This window comes from Acinetobacter sp. YH12140, from assembly GCF_013418475.1.
Classification (GTDB): Bacteria; Pseudomonadota; Gammaproteobacteria; order Pseudomonadales; family Moraxellaceae; genus Acinetobacter; species Acinetobacter amyesii.
In genome coordinates this window covers 369,297-390,159 of record NZ_VPBZ01000005.1, presented here as the reverse complement: position 1 = coordinate 390,159, position 20,863 = coordinate 369,297, and the positions used below count along the sequence as shown (strand labels likewise).

The 20,863-nt window shown below is 40.4% G+C and carries 16 protein-coding genes; 6 read left to right on the top strand and 10 right to left on the bottom strand.

Features of this window, described 5'->3' with window-relative positions; translation table 11 throughout:
- Positions 1-187: 187 nt before the first annotated feature.
- On the bottom strand, positions 188-3,919 hold the full coding sequence (gene putA, locus FTU75_RS08935; RefSeq protein WP_180115758.1) for a trifunctional transcriptional regulator/proline dehydrogenase/L-glutamate gamma-semialdehyde dehydrogenase: 3,732 nt from the start codon (positions 3,917-3,919) through the stop codon (positions 188-190).
- 133 nt (positions 3,920-4,052) lie between these two features.
- Between putA and FTU75_RS08930 the strand changes: the two genes are divergently transcribed.
- Positions 4,053-4,547, top strand: a complete 495-nt coding sequence (locus tag FTU75_RS08930; RefSeq protein WP_180034812.1) for an Lrp/AsnC ligand binding domain-containing protein — start codon at positions 4,053-4,055, stop codon at positions 4,545-4,547.
- Positions 4,548-4,608: 61 nt separating this feature from the next.
- Here FTU75_RS08930 and putP read toward each other — a convergent pair whose 3' ends face one another.
- Entirely contained in the window at positions 4,609-6,111 is a 1,503-nt protein-coding gene (gene putP / locus FTU75_RS08925) for a sodium/proline symporter PutP (protein ID WP_180115757.1), read from the bottom strand.
- A 423-nt stretch (positions 6,112-6,534) separates the two neighbouring features.
- On the opposite strand from putP, the gene aspA reads away from it, so the two are divergent.
- The 5 genes from aspA (at position 6,535) to FTU75_RS08900 (ending at position 14,508) form a co-directional block, all read left to right on the top strand.
- Positions 6,535-7,983 carry an aspartate ammonia-lyase gene (gene aspA / locus FTU75_RS08920; RefSeq protein ID WP_180115756.1) on the top strand — a complete coding sequence of 483 codons (1,449 nt, stop codon included), beginning with the start codon at positions 6,535-6,537 and terminating at the stop codon, positions 7,981-7,983.
- Between the two features lie 335 nt (positions 7,984-8,318).
- Complete coding sequence (locus FTU75_RS08915) at positions 8,319-8,675, top strand: hypothetical protein (protein WP_180115755.1); 357 nt, start codon at positions 8,319-8,321, stop codon at positions 8,673-8,675.
- A 179-nt stretch (positions 8,676-8,854) separates the two neighbouring features.
- Complete coding sequence (gene mfd, locus FTU75_RS08910) at positions 8,855-12,322, top strand: transcription-repair coupling factor (RefSeq protein WP_180115821.1); 3,468 nt, start codon at positions 8,855-8,857, stop codon at positions 12,320-12,322.
- A 223-nt stretch (positions 12,323-12,545) separates the two neighbouring features.
- Positions 12,546-12,980, top strand: a complete 435-nt coding sequence (locus FTU75_RS08905) for an HIT domain-containing protein (protein ID WP_180115754.1) — start codon at positions 12,546-12,548, stop codon at positions 12,978-12,980.
- Between the two features lie 61 nt (positions 12,981-13,041).
- Complete coding sequence (locus FTU75_RS08900) at positions 13,042-14,508, top strand: adenylate/guanylate cyclase domain-containing protein (protein ID WP_078193484.1); 1,467 nt, start codon at positions 13,042-13,044, stop codon at positions 14,506-14,508.
- 176 nt (positions 14,509-14,684) lie between these two features.
- Here the strand turns inward: FTU75_RS08900 and fdx are convergent, their stop codons facing one another.
- The 8 genes from fdx to FTU75_RS08860 form a co-directional block, all read right to left on the bottom strand.
- Positions 14,685-15,023, bottom strand: a complete 339-nt coding sequence (gene fdx, locus FTU75_RS08895) for an ISC system 2Fe-2S type ferredoxin (protein ID WP_078188671.1) — start codon at positions 15,021-15,023, stop codon at positions 14,685-14,687.
- Positions 15,024-15,039: 16 nt separating this feature from the next.
- Entirely contained in the window at positions 15,040-16,899 is a 1,860-nt protein-coding gene (gene hscA / locus FTU75_RS08890; protein WP_180115753.1) for a Fe-S protein assembly chaperone HscA, read from the bottom strand.
- A 39-nt stretch (positions 16,900-16,938) separates the two neighbouring features.
- Entirely contained in the window at positions 16,939-17,454 is a 516-nt protein-coding gene (gene hscB, locus FTU75_RS08885) for a Fe-S protein assembly co-chaperone HscB (protein ID WP_180115752.1), read from the bottom strand.
- Positions 17,455-17,557: 103 nt separating this feature from the next.
- Entirely contained in the window at positions 17,558-17,878 is a 321-nt protein-coding gene (gene iscA, locus FTU75_RS08880; RefSeq protein ID WP_180115751.1) for an iron-sulfur cluster assembly protein IscA, read from the bottom strand.
- Positions 17,879-17,915: 37 nt separating this feature from the next.
- On the bottom strand, positions 17,916-18,302 hold the full coding sequence (gene iscU / locus FTU75_RS08875) for a Fe-S cluster assembly scaffold IscU (RefSeq protein ID WP_078188667.1): 387 nt from the start codon (positions 18,300-18,302) through the stop codon (positions 17,916-17,918).
- A 104-nt stretch (positions 18,303-18,406) separates the two neighbouring features.
- Positions 18,407-19,624: an IscS subfamily cysteine desulfurase gene (locus FTU75_RS08870; RefSeq protein ID WP_180115750.1), complete on the bottom strand. Its 1,218-nt coding sequence runs from the start codon at positions 19,622-19,624 to the stop codon at positions 18,407-18,409.
- Position 19,625: 1 nt separating this feature from the next.
- Entirely contained in the window at positions 19,626-20,099 is a 474-nt protein-coding gene (locus FTU75_RS08865; RefSeq protein WP_078188665.1) for an Rrf2 family transcriptional regulator, read from the bottom strand.
- A gap of 112 nt (positions 20,100-20,211) precedes the next feature.
- Positions 20,212-20,859 (bottom strand): hypothetical protein, encoded by a 648-nt coding sequence (locus FTU75_RS08860; RefSeq protein WP_078188664.1) that lies wholly within the window; start codon positions 20,857-20,859, stop codon positions 20,212-20,214.
- Positions 20,860-20,863 lie beyond the last annotated feature (4 nt).

Sequence of the window (20,863 nt, the reverse complement as noted above, 5' to 3'; positions counted from 1 at the left end):
GCAAAATTCACCTTATAAGACTAAATTAATTCCACTTTTGGCTGTATTTATCTGTCGAGAAAATGAGTCTGAATGCGCTAAACAGAATATTTATCTAGGGGTAGTTAAAAAAACGCTCAATCTTTATGGAACATTCATAAAGATTGAGCTAAGTGAGGAACTGATTAGTTGGAGTTCAATTCAGTGTTTAATTCATCGTCATTAAGCTGGCATTACCACCGGCTGCCGCAGTATTGACACTGATTGCCCGCTCAATCACGAAACGCTCTACAGGGATGTCATATTGGCCTGAAGCTAAATGCGTAATGCCAATAATTGCACCTTCACGAGACGCGATGACTTGTTGAATTTTTAATAACTCAGATTTTTCACCATGATGTAAAACCGCATCAAAATTACCATGATAAAGATCAGTGATCACTTTAAATTGGTCCACGAGGATTTTCGGCATGCTATTTAAGTGTTTCAACACAAAAGTATTGTCTGCAAGTACCACGGGTTGACTACCCACCGATAAAATCGCAGCAATTTGATTCAGTTGATCTGCATCATTATTAGCTAATGAAAGCACACCCTTACGTGCCAAAATGGCATATTGGTTGTTTTCACCGGTTGGTCCTTGCAGTTCAAAACTTTGTCCTGCGGCTATGGCCTGTGGTGTTTGAATCGCAATGCCTGAAAAATGCTGCTTCGCCCAAGCGTTAAAAGCTTCATATGCAGGGAAGTGTACAGCTTGTGTTTCTGCCTGAGCCGCATAAGGTGTAGCCAATTTTTTCTCAGAAATTTGATGCATTAAACGGTAAAGATATAAAGGACCGCCAGCTTTTGGACCTGTACCTGATAAGCCTTCGCCGCCAAAGGGTTGTACACCAACCACAGCACCTACAATATTACGGTTAATGTACAGGTTGCCGACTTCTGCATGACCGATGACTTTTTGAATCGTGTCATCAATACGTGTATGCAAGCCCATGGTTAAACCATAACCTTTGGCATTAATTTGTGTTAATAGGTTTTCAATCTCACCATATTTGTAGGTGATTAAATGCAATACTGGCCCAAAAACTTCGCGTTCTAAATCATTTAAATTTGGCAGTTCAATCAAAGTTGGTGCAACGAAAGTTCCCGTACTTAAGGCATTGTCATCAGCATTAAACATGATTTGATGTACTGGATAGCCTTTGCTACGCATCTTCTCAATATGTTTTTCAATATTTTGCTGTGCTTCAAGGTCGATCACTGGGCCAATGTCAGTTGCTAAAAGTGCAGGATTTCCGACACGAAGTTGCTTCATTGCACCTTGTAACATGGTACGGACAACGTCCACATTATCTTCTTGTACACAGAGAATACGTAGGGCAGAACAGCGTTGACCTGCACTGTCATAGGCAGAGTTAACGACATCCAATACCACTTGTTCTGTCAATGCTGATGAGTCAACAATCATGGCATTCTGACCGCCAGTTTCAGCAATCAAAACCACGCTCTCGTCAAATTGGTTTAAGCGCTGTGCCACGGTTTTTTGCAAGATACGTGCGACTTCCGTTGAGCCTGTAAACATGATGCCTTGGACACGTGAGTCCGCGCTGAGTTTGGCACCAATGGTTTCGCCACGGCCAGGAAGGAGTTGCAATACATCAAACGGAACACCTGCTTCCCATAAAATATGTACAGCTTGAGCAGCAATTAGCGGTGTTTGTTCAGCAGGCTTGGCAATCACGGTATTACCTGCAACCAAGGCCGCAGCAATTTGACCTGTGAAAATAGCCAACGGGAAGTTCCACGGGCTAATGCACAGCACAGTACCAAGGGGTTCAATTTGCGTATTTTCAGCTAGATCAATCATTTGAGCCGCATAATAACGTAGAAAATCTACAGCTTCACGGACTTCAGCAATAGCATTGGCGTAGGTTTTACCGCTTTCACGTGACAATAATACCATCAGAGATTGCAATTGTGCTTCCATCAAATCCGCCGCACGGTTTAAGCATGCTGCACGCTGGTCTTTGGCTAAAGTTTTCCATGAAGCTTGGGCATTTACCGCATTATTGAGAGCGATTTCCGCTTGTTCTAAACTGGCTTCGCTGACAGTGCCGACTACATCACTACGGTTTGCAGGGTTCGTAATGTTGATGGGTGCAGTGTGAATTTCATCTAAATTAGCACCCATTGCACTGGCATGCCATTGGGTATGCGCATGCTGTACTGCCGTGGTATTGAGCTGAGATAAGTCGCGATCATTGGCTAAATCGAGTCCTTTTGAGTTGCGACGTTCTGTGCCATACAAATCTTGCGGAAAAGGGATAGAAGGATGCTTCGCTCCAGTGATACCTTCTTTTTCAGCCGTCGCTAATATCGTCTGTCTTGGATTTTCAATTAAATCTTCAATTTTTAAATTTTTATCTGCAATACGGTTGACGAAAGAGGTATTCGCACCATTTTCCAGTAAACGTCGAACCAAATAGGCCAATAAGGTTTCATGGTTACCCACTGGTGCATAAATACGACAAGGCACACCCAGTTTGTTTTCAGACTTCGAACCCACCACTTGTTCATAGAGGGGTTCACCCATGCCGTGAAGGCACTGAAATTCATACTGGCCTGGATAGTAAAGCTCTGGCTGTGCTAATTGGTAGATCGTAGCAACGGTTTGCGCATTGTGTGTTGCAAACTGAGGATAAATTTGCTCAGGTGCTGCTAAAAGTTTTTTAGCACATGCAATATAAGACAGGTCGGTATGAACTTTGCGCGTAAATACAGGATAGTCACTCATACCTTCAATTTGCGCTTTCTTAATTTCGCTGTCCCAGTATGCACCTTTCACTAAGCGGATCATTAAACGTTTTTGGCTACGCTTAGCGAGGTCAATAATATGGTCGACCACATAGAAACAGCGTTTTTGGTAGGCTTGAATCACAAATCCAATACCTTTCCAGTCTGCTAATTTAGGCTCAAAACACAGGCGCTCAAGTAGTTCCAAAGAAATTTCTAGGCGGTCAGTTTCTTCAGCATCAATGTTTAGACCAATATTGTAATGCTTGGCTAATACTGCAAGTTCAAGCACTTTGCCATAAAGTTCGTTATGCACACGGTCGATCTGTGAACGTTGATAGCGCGGGTGTAGGGCAGATAATTTGATCGAAATGCCTGCTCCGTTATAAACATCCTTACCTTCAGAAGCTTGACCAATCGCGTGGATCGCATCGGTATAGTCTTGATAATATCGTTCAGCATCAGGTTCAGTTAATGCTGCTTCACCTAACATGTCATATGAATAACGGAAGCCTTTGTCTTCTAATACTTCTGCATGTTTAAGCGCTTCATTGATGGTCTCGCCTGTGACAAACTGTTCGCCCATCATACGCATAGCCACGTCGACAGCTTTACGGATAATGCCACGACCACTGCGTGCTAAAATACCCGTCAATAGACTAGACAGACTTTTTTGTTGAGGGGTTTCCATCAGTTTGCCCGTCAGCATTAATCCCCAAGCAGCAGCATTAACGAACATGAGGCTACTTTGGCCAACATGATCTTTCCAGTTACCTTGGTTGATTTTATCTTTGATCAGTAAATCACGTGTTGCTTTGTCTGGAATACGGAGTAGCGCTTCAGCTAAACACATGAGCGCGATGCCTTCCTGTGAAGACAATGAAAACTCTTGTAGCAAGCCTTGTACAATGCCTGCTTTACCTGTACCGCTTTTACGTTCACGTAATGAGTGGGCTAAGTCAAAAGCCAATTGTTGAATTTGATCGCTGATCGGGGAAGGGATTTCACTGTGTGCTAATAAGTTATCAATACACTCAGTTTCAGCACGACGCCATGCTGTATTAATCGATTGTTCAAAGCTATTCTTGTCTTTAAATTCGGTGATGTAGTCATCGCTTCCCGTGACTTCAAATACTTTTCCATTCATGTTTCAAATTTCCGTGTCAAAGTTCTATGACGAGCAAATAAATCTTGAGCTTGATCCTTTATTTAATTTATCATCACAGAATATTTAGCGAATAACTCACTATAGTTTTAATAATATTTAGAGAAAAATTCAGATGAGTAGCCAATATTTGAGCTTAGACCGTATAGATATTCGAATTTTAGAGCTGCTGCAACAAGATGGAAAATTGTCCAATATTAAGCTTGCAGAAATGGTGAATTTATCACCTACTGCGGCGTTGGCACGTGTGCAAAAATTATCGAAGGAAGGCTTTATTTTAGGCTATGAAGCACGTTTAAATCCGGTCTTACTCAACAATGGATTTGTGGTTTTTGTGGAGATTTTACTAGATAAAACCACGCCCAACGTATTGGAAGATTTTTCGGATGCAGTGCGTCAAATTCCAGAAATCGTAGAATGTCACATGATCAGCGGTGGTTTTGATTTTGTGGTGAAAATACGCTGCGCAAATATGGAAGAATTTAGAAAAATTTCAGGGCAGGTGCTTTGGCAATTACCTGGTATCAAGGAAACGCGTAGTTATCCTGTGATGGAAGTGATCAAAGAAAGTATGCAAATTAAGCTGAAACCTGCGGCTCGGCCGAAGTAGCTAATCATCAATAATTGAGTACTAAAAAGGGGCATTTAGCCCCTTTTTAGTGTCAAAAATTTTAGATTTCAGACATTTCTTTTTGATATTGCGCTTCGGCTTTTTCAAAGCGTTCAACCACATCCGCCTCTGGTGCTTTGCCCAATAAGCTCACGACAACGATACTGATCGCAGAGAAAATAAAGCCTGGAATGATTTCGTATAAACCAAGGTGGCCTAAGTAGTTTTTCCACACGATGACAGTCACAGCACCCACGATCATGCCAATGATTGCTCCGTTAAGCGTCATACGTTTCCACAGCAATGAAAGAATAATCAGTGGGCCAAATGCAGCACCGAAACCTGCCCATGCATAAGCCACTAAGCCTAAAACTTTACTTGCAGGGTTCATTGCAAAGGTGATTGCAAATACGGCAATTGCCAAAACCATCGCACGTCCAATCCAAACCAATTCTTTTTGCGATGCGTTTTTACGAATAAATCCTTTGTACAAATCTTCCGTCAAGGTTGTTGAACACACCAATAACTGACAGCTAAGTGTGCTCATCACCGCAGCTAAAATTGCGGCTAAAATAATCCCAGCAATCCACGGATTGAATAGAATTTTAGTCAACTCCATAAATACCGTTTCAGGGTTGGCATTAACGACACTTGCCAGTTCTGGGTGGACTTGGAAGTAAGCAATACCGATATAACCCACTGCTACAGCACCGCCTAGACACAGGATCATCCATGTCATACCAATGCGTCGTGCATTCGGAATGGATTTAACAGAATCGGCTGCCATAAAGCGAACCAAAATATGCGGCTGACCAAAATAGCCTAAGCCCCATGCCATGCTGGATAAAATCGCAACTGTACTTAAACCTTCAAATAAATTAGAAGCTTGTGGGCGAGCTGTTTCCAAAACAGCAGCAAGATTTTGACTGTTATCACCTAAAGCAAGGTAGGTGATGATCGGTGTGATCAGCAGTGCAAAGATCATCAGACCCGCTTGGAAAGTATCGGTCCAACTGATCGCTAAGAATCCACCAATACAGACATAGCTGATGGTTGCAATGGCACCAATCCACAGTGCTGTTGTGTAGTTCCAACCGAATAAACTTTCGAAAAGTCGTGCGCCAGCCACCATGCCAGAAGCACAGTAAATCGCAAAGAACACTAAAATCACTACAGCTGAAATGATACGTAAAATCTTTTTACGGTCTGCAAAACGGCTCGTGAAATAATCGGGCAGGGTCAGGGCATTATTTTGATATTCGGTATGAACACGCAAGCGACCAGCAACGATCAGCCAGTTCAACCAAGCACCTATAATTAAGCCGATTGCAATCCAAGCTTCGGAAAGACCAGATAGATAAATTGCACCAGGGAGACCCATGAGTAGCCAACCACTCATGTCGGATGCACCTGCTGAAAGTGCAGTCACAACACTTCCTAAACTTCGTCCACCTAAAATGTATTCGTCAAAGTTATGCGTAGCTTTGTAGGCATACAAACCAATGGCAAGCATTGCAAGAATATAAAAAATAAAGGTGACTAATGTCGGGTTTAAATGGCTCATAGGCGGTTCATCCTTAATGAAAGCAAATCATCTCTGTCCTAGATGAAAATTTGTACTTCTGTCGTAAGTCGCAGATTCAAGCACGATTTAAAAATTACACTCTGTAACCTTTAAGCATATTTTATGTATGTTTTGCGTAAATGATATTTTTTCTTATTACAAATCGAATTTTTTATTGTGCTGCTGAAATGTTGTACAGAAGGGAATTTAAATTTTGATATGTAAATTTACTTAAGACTTTTCATCACAAAAAGAGAACTAATGAAATTAGGTAAAAATTACACAATGTTACATGGTGAACAAGAAAGGTGCATTTGAAATATTTGGTTGCAAATGTGCATCACATCATCTGTAGTGAGATGATTTGAACAGGTCGAATATGAGGTATGCACAGTCTTGGTGCGTAATTAGAGGGAATGCGCAGTGACAACGGTTCAAATGGAAAAAACGAGAATAGAGCATGATTTATTGGGGGATAAAGCAGTCCCGCAGTTATGTTATTACGGTATACATACATTGCGTGCCATCGAAAACTTTCAAATATCAAAGCAGCATGTCGGACAAAATTTAAACTTTGTACGCGCTATTGCTCAGGTAAAAAAAGCGTCAGCAGAAACCAATTATCAATTTAACTTAATACAAGATGATATTCGCCAAGCGATTCAGCAGGCCTGTGATGCATTGATTGATCATCCAGAACAATGGTCAGATTCATTTCCAATTGATATTTATCAAGGTGGAGCAGGTACATCGATCAATATGAATGCCAATGAAGTCATTGCTAATATTGCCCTTGAGTCGCTCGGAGATGCAAAAGGCAGTTATCAACGGATTCATCCAAACGACCATGTCAATAAGTCACAATCCACCAATGATGTCTATCCAACAGCGCTGCGTCTAGCAACATTTAGCGCTTTTGATGCTTTATTTGTGGTGTTAAATCAACTAATCGGAAGCTTACATCTCAAAGCCGATGAGTTTAAACATGTCATCAAAATGGGGCGTACACAGTTACAAGATGCTGTTCCGATGACTTTGGGGCAAGAGTTCCGTGCATTTGCAACATTATTAAAAGAAGATTTGAAGTTGATTGAGCAAAATCGACAGCTTTTATTGGAAATTAATTTAGGTGCTACAGCAATTGGTACTGGCGTGAATTCTCCTGCGGGTTATGCAGCTAAGGCAGTTGAGAATTTGGCTCATTTGACTGGTTTAAAATTGCAAGGTGCAGAAGACTATGTCGAAGCAACCAGCGATTGTGGCGTATTTATTTTATTATCGAGTTGCTTAAAACGTTTAGCTGTCAAACTTTCTAAAATTTGTAATGACTTACGTCTTTTAAGTTCAGGGCCACGAACAGGTTTAGCGGAAATTTGTTTACCTGAGTTACAAGCAGGTTCGTCGATCATGCCTGCAAAGGTCAATCCTGTGATCCCTGAAGTGGTCAACCAAATTGCATTTCGAGTAATGGGGAATGATTTAACCATTACTTTGGCCGCAGAAGCGGGGCAATTACAATTAAATGTCATGGAGCCGGTCATTGCATTGTCCATGAATGAATCGATTGAGCTTTTGGTGAATGCCGTAAAAACATTAGACAGCAAATGTATTCAAGGGATTCAGGCAAATGAGCAAGCGTGTTTTGATGCTGTGATGCGTAGTGTAGGAATCGTGACCTTACTCGATCCATATTTAGGTCATGCAAAATGTGATGAAATCGGTAAGCAATGTATTGCCGAAAATAAAACCATTCGCCAAGTGGTTTTAGAGCAAGAGCTGTTAACTGAAAGTCAATTGGATGAAATTTTCTCGATTGAAAATTTAGTTTCTGAAGTGACACCATTTAGTATGCCACTCGCTCAAGTGAGTTAAATGCTTATTTAAGACTTTTAAATAGCCCAATTATGAGTAAATGACGAAGGTTAAACCTTCGTCATTTATTTGAAGAAATCAGTGGTAAAGCTAGAGAACTAATCTGATGGCAGTGATGTATTAAGTCTCTAATAGGAACTTAATTTCTAAAAGAAAGTATTGGGTTGAAAATAAAACGCTATATTTGCTTAAGATCGTAATTATAGTTCTATATATAGTCTTGAAGGTTTGGATGAAAAATTTAGCGAATAGATAAAGTCAGAACAGCTTTAACTTGCCCAAAAGAGGACGTAATCGAAGTACAATAGGTTTTTTATCATGTTGTAGATAGTCAGATGTTTAATAAGTTAGTCGATTTATTCAAAGGCGCTAAAGAGTCGCCTGAGAAACTTTACTTAGAACAACACCACATTCAATATGATGAAACACAGGGCTATATCATTGAAGGCGTAGTTTTAAATACATTGTCTGAACGTATGGAATATCTGTCGAATAGAAAAATGACAAATTTCGATGATTTAAAACAGCTCTATGCAACTGCAATGATTATCAATGAAAAAATAGACTTGGAAATTGCAAGTCAACGCTTTGTTGCACGATTAGGCAATACTGAAGAAAATCTGTTGCAGTTTAAACTCTATGTCAAACTATTGAATGATTATTATCGTCAATTCATCCGTGATCGTAAGTAAGTGAATGGACTGCAGTGTTTGAGTTTGATGGGTGCGTTAATGGTACTCATCAATAGAAAATACAATCGCAAATCCATATTGGTTAAAACACTGTATATAGTTGCTTAAATCTCGGAATGTAAAAAGCATCGTGTTAATATGATCACTAAGTGATTAAAACATTAAAAGCTATTTACATCATGTTCCAGCAAGAAATTTCACAACTCAATCTTAAACAGCTCAAAGCTGGCGAAAAGCGGTGGGTCGGAAACTTACAAGGCTCATCTGCTGCATTATTATTTAAAGAAATTAGCAAACAATCCAAACAGTTGTTTGTAATTGTAGCACGTAATAATCAGCATCTCGGGCAGTTAGAAAGTGAGCTGGAATTTTACGGAATTAAGCCGACTATTTTCCCTGATTGGGAAATTTTACCTTATGATCGCCTATCGCCACATCAAGACATCGTTTCTGAGCGCTTGGCGATTTTGTCCAATATGCCACAGCAAGGCGTGTTGTTGGTTTCAGCAACAACTTTAGCGCAGCGAGTTGCGCCTGCATCTTGGGTATTAGGTGAACACTTTGATATTAAAGTAGGTCAAAAATTTGATATCGAACAACAAAAATTAAGATTAGTACAAGCGGGCTATCACTTGGTGGATACCGTTTATGATCATGGTGAATTTGCAGTACGCGGCAGCATCATGGATATTTACGCTTCGGGGCAAAGTTCACCGATTCGTATTGACTTATTTGATGATGAAATCGATACCCTCAAATTCTTTGATCCTGAAACTCAGCGAACCACCCAAAACTTAGATTATTTTACGGTTTTACCTGCAAAAGAATTTCCATTAAAAGAAGCACGTTCACTGTTTCGTGATCGATATGCGGAAAATTTTCCGACAGCAAATCCAAAGAAAAACCCAATTTATCAAGATGTACAAGATGGTATAGCTTCACCGGGTATTGAGTTTTATTTTCCGTTGTTCTTCTCTGAACAAGCCATGAGAGAGCAAAGTACCCTGTTTTCGTACTTACCTGAGAATGGCATTGTCATTACAGATAGAGCCATAGATGACACATTGATTCAGTTTTGGTCAGACATTGTGCGTCGTTATGAAGACCGTCGTCATAATGTCGACCAACCGATTTTGCCGCCAGAGCAGATTTTCCTACAACCAAATCAAGTGTTAGAACAATTAAATCTCTGCCGTCGTATAGTGGCTTCACCTGAGGCTTTTGATGAACGTAAGGGCGTGATCAATCTTGCAGCTGAGATTCCACCCCGTTTACCTGTCGATCCAAAACGTGAAAAGCCATTTTATGCTGTTAAGCAATATATCGATGCGGCAAATTATCCAGTGCTTTTGGTGGCTGAAAGCGCTGGTCGACGTGAAACTTTAAAAGATGCATTGCGTCCAAGTTTGGGTGATATCCCAACGGTCGAAAGTTTTGATGATTTTATGCATTCTATGCACGCGATTGCGATCACCAATGCGCCCTTAGATCGTGGTTTATTGCTAACTGACAAACTCAGTGTAATTTCTGAAAATCAGCTGTATGAACACCGTGTGGTTCAACGTCGTCGTAAACGCCAACAGGAAGTATCAGAAGAGTTTCTTGTTCGTAGTTTAACCGAGCTAAGTATTGGCGCACCTGTGGTTCATATTGATTATGGTGTGGGGCGATATGCAGGTTTAATTACCTTGAGTATCGATGACCAAGACCATGAGTTTTTGCAGTTAGACTATGCCGATGCAGCCAAGGTGTATGTCCCTGTAACAAATCTGCATTTAATTAGCCGATACAGTGGTGGTGACCCAGATCTAGCACCATTACATAAATTGGGCACAGATGCGTGGTCTAAAGCCAAACGCAAAGCTTTAGAGCAGATCCATGATGTGGCGGCAGAACTTTTACATATTCAAGCCCGTCGTCACTCGAAGCCGGGTTATGGATTTGAACTGGATCAAAGTCTCTATATGCAGTTTGCCAGTGGCTTCGCCTATGAAGAAACTTTAGACCAAGCCAATGCTATTGAAGCGACACTGTATGACATGCAACAAGCGAAGCCGATGGATCGCTTGGTTTGTGGTGATGTCGGTTTTGGTAAAACAGAAGTGGCCATGCGTGCTGCATTTGTGGCAGTACAAAATAACAAACAAGTGGCTGTACTTGTGCCAACCACGTTGTTGGCGCAGCAGCACTACGAGTCTTTCAAAGACCGTTTTGCGGACTGGCCTGTACGTATTGAAGTCCTTTCACGTTTTGGTTCATCAAAATCACATACCAAAACCATTGAAGACCTCGCAGAAGGTAAAGTGGATATTGTGATTGGCACACATAAAATCTTGCAGGAAAGTGTGCAATTTAAAAATCTCGGCCTCATGATCGTGGATGAAGAGCACCGTTTTGGTGTGCGTGATAAAGAGCGAATTAAAGCATTACGCGCCGATGTCGATATGCTGACGCTAACTGCAACGCCTATTCCACGTACGCTGAATATGGCTTTTAGTGGTATGCGTGATCTATCAATTATTGCAACGCCACCTGCACGTCGTCTTGCTGTGAAAACCTTTGTGCAAGAACACACTGGAGATTCGATCAAAGAAGCGATCTTGCGTGAACTATTACGTGGCGGGCAAGTGTATTTCTTACACAATGAAGTGGAGAGCATTGAACGTACGGCAGAAACTCTACGTGAATTGGTTCCTGAAGCCCGAGTTGCGGTAGCACATGGTCAAATGCGTGAGCGTGAGCTAGAGCAAATCATGCAGCAGTTCTATCATAAAGAATATAACGTGCTGGTGTGTTCAACCATTATTGAAACTGGGATTGACGTGCCAAACGCCAATACCATTTTGATTGAGCGTGCAGATAAACTGGGACTAGCACAGTTGCATCAATTACGTGGTCGTGTCGGCCGATCGCACCATCAAGCTTACGCCTATTTACTTGTGCCTTCACTCAAAGGCTTAAAAGGTGATGCTGAAAAACGCCTAGATGCCATTTCTCGTGCATCGACTTTGGGTGCGGGTTTCATGTTGGCTACAGAAGACTTAGAAATTCGTGGTGCAGGTGAGTTGCTGGGTGAACAGCAAAGTGGCTCAATGCAAACCATCGGTTATAGTCTATATATGGAAATGCTTGAAAAAGCCACCAAAGCCATTCAAAAAGGCAAAACACCTAATTTTGACTCACCATTATCATTAACGGCTGAAATTAGCATGCATATGCCAGCCTTAATTCCAGATGATTATTTAGGTGATGTACATCAACGGTTATTGTTCTACAAACGCATTAGTAATACGGATACTCAAGAGAAACTCGATAACATTCGTATGGAGTTGATCGATCGTTTTGGCTTACCACCACAAGCAGTTAAGCAGTTATTCTCTGTCCATCAGTTGCGTTTAAAAGCGGAACAATTGGGTATTACTAAAATTGATATCAGCTCACATGGCGGCAGTATTGAATTCTCGCCAGATACACCAGTTCAAGCCATATCCATCATCCAAATGATGCAAAAGCATCCGACTTTCTTCCGAATGGAAGGTGGACAGCGTCTAAAAGTGATGGTCATGCTCGAAGAATATGACAAACGCATTCAATTTATAAATGACTTATTAGACAGTTTACTGAAGGAATTAGCGCCAAATCACTAGATTTGGCGTATAAATTGCTTGTTTAGAATGAGTAGATTTTTATGCGTGTTTTTTCTATAGAAGAAACGCTTGATTTTTTTGAAAAATTTATTAGAGTCATAAGCAAGCAACGTTTTATTCAAATGCGGTTTATTTGTAATGAAACGTTCTGTACTGAATATTCACACCCATAAGGATGTGATAGTATTAGCCATCATTCTAATTTTGCATCATTTATAAAGATATGTTTAGTTTACATCCACAACTTGCTCAAGATACGTTTTATGTAGGCGACTTTCCTCTGTCAACATGTCGTTTGATGAATGATATGCAATTCCCGTGGCTTATTTTGATTCCACGTGTTCCGGGAATTACAGAGCTTTATGAATTAAGTCAGGCAGACCAAGAGCAGTTTTTACGTGAATCAAGCTGGTTATCAAGCCAATTGTCACGTGTATTCCGTGCAGACAAAATGAATGTAGCTGCATTGGGTAATATGGTTCCACAATTACATTTTCATCATGTTGTACGTTATCAAAATGATGTGGCTTGGCCGAAACCAGTTTGGGGTACGCAAGCAGTTCCTTATAACAATGATGTCTTGGCACACATGCGCCAAACACTAATGCTTGCACTACGTGGTCAAGGTGATATGCCTTTTGATTGGCGTATGGACTAATCCCGATTTACGGACAATATCAGGATAGTAGAAGAATGAGTGTCCGTATGGGGGCGATCGAGTGCCGTTAGACAATTTAATCAGCAAAGAGCCTAAACAGTTTGAATATTTTCATCGTTTGATGGGATATATCATGCTGTCTTTGGTGATTGTTGTCTATCATTACACTCAGCCAGATACGCAATATCAAATCTATATTCCTGCATTTTTATTTTTTCTGATTTTAGTCGTTCCTAAGTTTTCTCATTGGTTAATTTATCGATATAGCAATCAAGTTAAGCGTAATGTGCTTTTTCTGATCGATATCATCGTTATTGCTGTACTGATGTCTGCAGTACATTTAAGCCTTGTTTTAACTTTTCTTGCGGTCTTTGCGCTGCTATATACAACCATTTATAACAAAATCAATTTCTTAATGATGTCCTTGGCCGGGATTGTAGGCGTCACTGTATTTTATTTATGTAACATTTATGTCTTTGGTTTTCAAGAATATTTTGAGTCAACCAGCAGTGAGTTAACCGTTCTAGGTTTTTTGTGCCTTATTACATATTTCAGTGTAGGGACATTTTATCAACACACCCAAGTTCAGTCTTTGAGCAATAAAAAGAATCACTATTATGATCAGATGAATCGTTATATGGAATTCGCTAATCAATTAAGTCGTTATGCGCCTATGCAACTTTGGCAATCGATTATGAAAGGTGAGTCTGAAGCTAAGATCGAATATAAACGTAAAAAACTCACGATTTTCTTTTCAGATATCCAAGGGTTTACAGAACTTTCTGAAACATTAATCCCAGACGATTTAGCATTTCTACTCAATGACTATTTGAGTCATATGACTGAGATTGCCAAACAGTATGAAGCGACTGTCGATAAATTTATGGGGGATGCAATTCTAATCTTCTTTGGTGATCCACATAGCCAAGGCGTAGAGCAGGATGCAAAAACCTGTTTAGAGATGGCAATGGTCATGCGTCAGCAAATGAAGTTGCTGCGTGAACGCTGGATTAAAATGGGTTATCCGCCGCTACACATTCGTATGGGTATTTCTACAGGGTATTGCCACGTTGGGAACTATGGTGCAGCTCACCGTATGGCATATACCATCGTGGGTCGTGATGCGAATTTGGCTGCACGATTGCAAAGTGCTGCTGAAGTCGACGAAATTTTGATTTCAGATGACACGCATCATTTAGTGAAAAATGACTATTTATGTGCGCCCAAAGCACCGATCTTCTTAAAAGGTATCAAAGGCCCAGTACGTACTTGGCAAGTGATGGAAAAATATACCTCACAGAAAACAGATTATCAGCGTTGGTTCGACTACGAATATAAAGGCTTTAATCTATTGTTGAACTTAGATGAAGTACAAAACTTTGAATATCCTGAACTAATACATGTTTTAGAACGCATGATTCAGCGCCTACAAACACAGCAAAAAATGACCAACTCTGCTGGTATTGTTAAACTGAATTTAGAAGACGAAGTGATCGAAGAAGTCAAAAAAACTGAATCTCACTCTTAATGATTCAACACCTGCATTATTAAAATTAGATCTAATCGTATTGCGTAAAATTTTAAAAAGAACTCAATTCATTCTTTTATCAAAACGTCATCTTTTTTGAAATGTTGAATAAATTTATGCATCAAAAAGCCAGTTACGATGAACTGGCTTTTTGATTATAGAAAATTATCTATAAATTAATGATTTTCTGAAGCATGGTTGATGGTATATTTAGGAATTTCAATTTCCAAATCTTCATCTTCAATTTTTACTTGGCATGACAGACGAGAGTCTGGCTCTAATCCCCAAGCACGATCGAGAAGATCTGCTTCGACATCATCCATTTCATCTAGACCATCAAAACCTTTACGTACAACCACATGGCAAGTGGTGCATGCTTTAGACATATCACATGCATGTTCAATTTTGATGCCGTTTTTTAACATGCTTTCGCAAAGGTTAGCATTTGCTTCGACTTCAAACTCAGCGCCGTTTGGGCAGATTGTTGCGTGAGGCAGTACTTTAATACGTGGCATAATCTTGACCTATAAATTAATTTGAGTTTGACCAGTCATCGAGTTTTGTGCCTTTCAGTGCGGCATCAATGTGCTGATTCATACGAGCTGCAGCAAATGCATCGCTATGTATTTTAAGCTGTTCTACAGCATGTTCAATAGCTTTGATATCTGTCGTTTCAAGTGCAACATCTAAAACAGTGCGTGCAGCGGTGAGGGAACTGTGTTGCTCTTGGCTGAGAAGCTGAGCATCTACTTTAAGTGCTTGATCAAGTGCTTCAAGTTCACGTTTTGCTTCCACTTTGGTTTCTTGAAGATGACGTAAGTTTTTGTCTTCTTCAGCAAACTTATAACCATCAATCAGTAAGCGTTCAGTATCGGCATCAGATAAACCATAAGATGGTTTGATGTCAATTTGAGCATGCACACCAGAAGTGGTTTCTTTGGCAGACACCGTGAGTAAACCATCTGCGTCAACTTGGAAAGTCACTTCAATGCGCGCTTGACCCGCAGTCATCGGTGGAATACCACGAAGCACGAAACGACCTAGACTACGGCAATGTTCAACCAAATCACGCTCACCTTGTACAACATGAATCAACATCGCTGTTTGACCATCTTGATAGGTTGTGAATTCTTGGCGACGCGCCACTGGAATAGCTGTATTACGCGAAATAAGGCGCTCAACCAAACCGCCCATGGTTTCTAAACCTAAAGAAAGCGGTGTGACGTCTAAAAGCAATGAACCATCTTTAGAGTTACCAATAAGCTGGTTCGCTGTAATCGACGCGCCAATGGCCACAACTTCATCAGGGTTAATAGTGCAGAGCGGTTCTTGATTGAAGACATCTTGAACAGCTTTTTGTACAGCATACGAGCGGGTAGAACCACCGACCAATACCACATTTTGAATATCGCTAAGCTCAAGCTTGGCATCACGCATGACACGTTTACAAACGCTGATAGTTTTATCCAAAGCAACTTTGATGATTGATTCAAAAGTAGGGCGGTCTAAAGTCAATGATTGATCAAGAACTTTAAGCTCTACAGATTCAGCCTCGGTTAGAGCTTCTTTTGCTTTACGAGCAGAAACGATGAAATGGGCATATTCAGCATCATCTAAAGTTTCAATATTCAGTTGTTTTTTTGCCCATTTTACAATCAGACGGTCTAAGTCATCACCACCAAGCGCCGTGTGGCCACCCGTTGCTAGAACTTCAAAAACGCCTTGAGAGAAACGTAAAATTGAAACGTCAAAAGTACCACCACCCAGATCATAGATCACATAGTTTTGATCATGTGCAAGATTGGTGTCTTGGTCTAAGCCATAAGCCACTGCAGCAGCAGTCGGTTCATTTAAAAGACGCAGTACATTTAAACCTGCAAGCTGAGCTGCATCACGCGTTGCTTGACGCTGTGCTTCATCAAAATAGGCAGGTACTGTAATCACAGCACCATTTACTGGATTATTTAAGCTGCTTTCTGCACGGTCTTTAAGTTGTTTTAAAATTTCAGCAGAAATTTCAACGGGTGTTTTACGACCTTGTGCAGTTTCAAAAGCAGGCATTTCATTCGCTTCACCGACTAAGTTGTACGGGTGTTGGAATTTGATATCTGCTTTAGAGCGACCCATAAAGCGTTTTACAGAAACGATAGTATTTTTAGGATCAGTCGTTAAGAATGCCTTTGCGTCGTCACCATATTGCGCAGTGGATTCGCCATAGTGTGCAATAGAAGGGAGTAACACACGACCATGTTCATCGTTAAGCACTTTCGCTTTACCAGAAAGTACCGTGGCTACTAAAGAGTGTGTAGTCCCAAGATCGATACCAATTGCAATGCGGTGTTCATGCGGCGCACTTGATTGACCAGGTTCTGCAATTTGCAAGAGAGCCATGTGTGTTACATCCTTTGAACGTCAAATATAAAAAATAAATTAAAAATCATCGTCTAAATCAAAGCTATCGTCGTCTAAGAAGCGATCTTCAGCTTTATCGATGTCAGCCATTACTTTTTGGAAGAAGCGTAATTTACGTACGGTATCACGTGCTTCAGCCCAGTCTTCGTCGTCATAATCAATCTTGAATTCACGAACCAAACCGTCTATCCATTGCTGAACTTCAGTTTTAAGTGAAGTGAGGTCATCAGCAGAGCCTGCCTCATCTAACTGTTCACGAATTTCTAAGGCATCTTGTAGGAACTCAAAATCACTAATCGATTGATCAAGGTGATAATCTTGTTTTTTGAGACTTAAAAGATATGCAGCGCGGCTATCAACATTGGATAAAGCTTTAAATGCTTGATTAATCTCACTAGATTTTATCAGGGCTTGATCTTTGTCTTCGGCTTTATCTGGATGATATTGTTGCTGCAACTTTAAAAATTCAGCTTTTAAAACTGCTAAATCAATATCGAGTGCTACAGGTAAGTTAAACAACTCAAAATGATTCATGGGAGATGGTGTCCGCAATAGAGGTGCAAAAAGTGTTGCTTTAAATGCAATTAAAACAGTGAATTTTACACTGTTTTAATGCGAAAAGGAGCGTGGAAATGGCTTAAACCGTAAACGATTCGCCGCAGCCACATTCGCCTTTTTTATTTGGGTTATTAAATTCAAAACCTTCGTTTAAACCATTTTTCACATAGTCCATCTCCATACCTTCAAGATAAACTAAGCTTTTTGGATCAACGAATACTTTTACGCCAAACTGATCGAATACTTGGTCATGCGTGTCAATATCATCGACAAACTCAAGTATATAAGCTAAACCAGAACAGCCAGAAGTTTTCACGCCAACGCGAATACCTTCACCCTTACCGCGATTCTTGATGTAATTGCTGATATGAGTTGCAGCATTTTCAGTTAAATGAATCATGAAAACTCCGTTAATCTTTTTTAAAACACGTAAACAATTAAGCTTTTACTTTCTTGCTACGGTAGTCTTCTACAGCAGCTTTGATTGCATCTTCAGCAAGTACAGAGCAGTGTACTTTTACTGGTGGAAGTGCAAGTTCAGTTGCAATATCAATGTTCTTAATTGCTTGAGCTTCATCAAGAGTTTTGCCTTTTAGCCACTCTGTTACTAATGAGCTAGATGCAATTGCTGAACCACAACCGTAAGTTTTGAAGCGAGCTTCTTCAATTACGCCGTTGTCATCAACTTGGATCTGTAGACGCATAACATCGCCACAAGCTGGTGCACCGACCATACCTGTACCAACGTTTTCTGCATTTTTGTCTAAAACACCAACATTACGAGGGTTTTCGTAATGATCAATTACTTTTTCGCTATAAGCCATGATGCTTCTCCAAACCTCGGGGTCAGCCTTAAGATTAATATGGGGATGAAATTACGTTAATCAATGAGATAGCCTTAAAATAAAAGCTATCTCACCGGGATGAATTAGTGTTCAGCCCATTCTACAGAATTAAGGTCGATACCTTCTTTGTACATGTCCCAAAGCGGTGAAAGATCACGTAGTTTTTTAACTGCTGCTTTGGTAATTTCAAGTACGTGGTCAATATCGGCTTCAGTGGTGTATTTACCAAAGCTGAAACGAATCGAGCTGTGGGCCAATTCGTCTGAAAGACCCAATGCACGAAGTACATAAGATGGTTCTAAAGTTGCTGATGTACATGCAGAACCAGAAGATACTGCGCAATCTTTAAGTGCCATCATTAACGATTCACCTTCAACAAAGTTAAAGCTGACGTTTAGATAGTTTGCAACGTTGTATTCTGGGTGACCGTTCAGGAAGACTTGTTCAAGATCTTGCAAGCCATTCCAAAGTTTGTCACGAAGTACACGAATACGAGTTTGTTCAGCATGCAGGTTTTTGCCGGCAAGTTCGAACGCTTCGCCCATACCCACGATTTGGTGAGTCGCTAGCGTACCTGAACGCATGCCACGTTCATGACCGCCACCGTGCATTTGCGCTTTAATACGTACACGTGGTTGACGACGTACATAAAGAGCACCAATACCTTTAGGACCATAGATTTTGTGGCCAGAGAAACTCATCAAATCAACTTTCATTGTTGAAAGATCAATTTCTACTTTACCAGCAGCTTGCGCAGCATCTACATGGAAATAAGTTTTGTTTGCACGAGTCAATTCACCGATTGCAGCTACATCAGTAGTTGTACCGATTTCATTGTTCACCATCATCAAAGATACAAGAATTGTATCTGGACGAAGGGCTGATTGAACCATTTCAGGTGTGATTAAACCTGTTTTTGCTTCTGGCTCAAGATAAGTAATTTCGAAGCCTTCTTCTTCAAGCTCGCGGCAAGTATCAAGAATTGCTTTATGTTCAATTTTACTTGTAATAATGTGCTTGCCTTTAGATGCATAAAACTGAGCAATACCTTTAAGCGCAAGGTTGTCAGATTCAGTTGCACCAGAAGTCCAAACGATTTCGCGTGGATCAGCTTTTACTAGATTAGCAACTTGTTCACGTGCATATTCTACTTTTTCTTCTGCCTGCCAGCCGTAAGCATGAGAACGAGAAGCTGCATTACCAAAAGTACCGTCAAACGTTAGACATTCCATCATACGTTCTGCGACTTGAGGGTCTACAGGTGTAGTTGCTGCATAGTCAAGATAAATAGGACGCTTCATGTCAAATACCTGTAACCGATAAAAGGGCTGAATCAAAGTTTGCTGAATTTTGACGAATTGATACGGTTTGAACGTTATCGCGTGCTACAAGGTCAGCAAGGGTGATTTTTGCAAGATAATCGGCAATGTGGTGGGAGAGTTCCTGCCATAAATCGTGAGTCAAGCACATTGCACCATTTTGGCAGTTGCCTTTGTGGTCACAACGGGTTGCATCAACTGTTTCATTTACAGCTTCAATAATTTCCAAAACAGTGATGTCTTCAGCACTACGAGCAAGGTGATAACCACCGTTTGCTCCACGGATGCTGGAAACTAAGCCGTGACGCTTTAATTTTGCAAATAACTGCTCAAGATAGGCCACTGAAATGGTTTGACGAGCTGCAATTTCTGCAAGAGTGATCGTTTGTTCAGTTGGCTGCAAAGCTAGATCAAGTAGAGCAGTCACTGCGTAGCGACCGCGAGTTGTTAAGCGCATGATTCGATACACATGTTAAGTCTAGATGTGCAGATTTTATGAATCCTGACTAAAATAGTCAAGTTTTTTTGAGATTGTTTATTTGTTTTATTTTGTCTGAAAAATTATGTATTTATTTGAACCACACATTATACACTAATAACGTTATTAAAAGAACAGATATTAGACTAAAAGCGATATTAATCCGCTTTTGACGACGTTCGATACGCTTAATACGGTTTTTGTATTGTTTAACTTCAACTTGCAGTGTGTTGATTTTAGAGCGTTGTTGTTCAATTTTTTCTAAAAGTGGGGCAATACGTTTTTTAGACGCAACGATATCATTTTCTTCGACAGGTTCAGACAGCCAGTGTTTCCAGTCAGATAAAATTTTCGGCACACTAAATAAAGAAACCAAATCACGAAATTCATCTTTTAAAACCACATCTCCATCGATACGCATGGTTTTGATGCTTTTACGATTACCAAATACAAAAATTTTCACCAAATCCATTAGTGTCGTGCGGACATCAAGGTCGATAGCTTTATCTGGAGATTTCGTGTCGAACAGAATACCGTGCTCAGTAAACTGAACATAAAAGTCAAAATAAGGGATGTAGCTATTTATTTTTAGTGCGACTTTTTGATCAACAAATTTTTTAGCTTGTAATGCTACAACACGGTCATGTTTTAAAATGAAAGTAAAAATCGTTTCTAAAACAATCAGGGTCATAGTAAGCAACAAATGTGGTTGAGCTTGTGTTTGTTGCGTATCACTCATAAAA